This window comes from Amycolatopsis speibonae (assembly GCF_042647925.1).
GTDB lineage: Bacteria > Actinomycetota > Actinomycetes > Mycobacteriales > Pseudonocardiaceae > Amycolatopsis > Amycolatopsis speibonae.
The window spans coordinates 1-987 of sequence record NZ_JBHRWK010000148.1 but is presented as its reverse complement, the minus strand read 5'-3'; the positions used below and the strand labels follow the sequence as shown (position 1 = coordinate 987).

Annotated in this window: 1 protein-coding gene; it reads left to right on the top strand. The window is 64.2% G+C overall.

All coding sequences use genetic code 11. From position 1 onward, the window contains the following. Positions 1-815, top strand: an 815-nt coding sequence (locus ACFOSH_RS42705) for an IS701 family transposase (protein ID WP_378247299.1), incomplete at its 5' end; no start/stop codon positions are given. Positions 816-987: the final 172 nt, after the last annotated feature.

Sequence of the window (987 nt, the reverse complement as noted above, 5' to 3'; positions counted from 1 at the left end):
CCAAATCAGCCGGTGTCCAACGGCAATACTCGGGCACCGCTGGGCGGATCGAGAACTGCCAGCTCGGTGTGTTCCTGACCTACGTTTCGCCGCGGGGACGGGCGTTGATCGACCGCGAGCTCTACCTCCCCAAGTCCTGGACCGAGGAGCGGAAACGGTGCGAGGAAGCCGGAATCGGCGCCGATGTCGAGTTCGCGACCAAACCCGAACTTGCCCAGCGGATGCTGGAACGACTGCTCGACGCCGGCGCTGACATCGAATGGTTCACCGCCGATGAGGCCTACGGCGACAACCCCGGCCTGCGTTCCTGGTGCGAGCAAGCCGGGCTGAACTACGTCATGGCGATCTCCTGCGACCACCGGTTCAGCACCCCGGCAGGAAAGACCCGGGCCGACGAGCTGGCCCGTAGCGCAGGATCACAGGGATGGCAACGCCTGTCCGCCGGTGAAGGCAGCAAAGGGCACCGCCTCTACGACTGGCTCCTGCTCGACCCCGGCGTCCCCGGTGGACAACAGCTGCTGGTCCGCCGCTCGATCAGCAAACCTGCCGAGCTGGCCTACTACATCTGCCACTCCACCTACCCCGCGCCGATCGCGGAGCTTGTCCGGGTCGCCGGAAGCCGGTGGGCGGTCGAGGAAACGTTCCAGTTCACCAAGAACGAGACCGGCCTGGACCACTACCAAGTCCGCAAATACGAAGCCTGGTACCGGCACATCACCCTGTCCATGCTCGCCGCCGCGTTCCTCACCACCCTCGCCCACGCCGAGCGTCTCCGCGACGAAAAAGGGGCGCATCAACACAGAAAGAACAGCTAGTTCCCTTATCCTGCAATGAAATCAGACGACTCTGGGCCACCTTCACCGACCCCACACACCCACCCGAGCACACCGATCACTGGTCACTCTGGCGACGACGCCACCAAACCCGCGCCCGCCACAGCCACTACCAGCGACAACGCAACAAACATCCCTCACTGCCGCTGTAGTA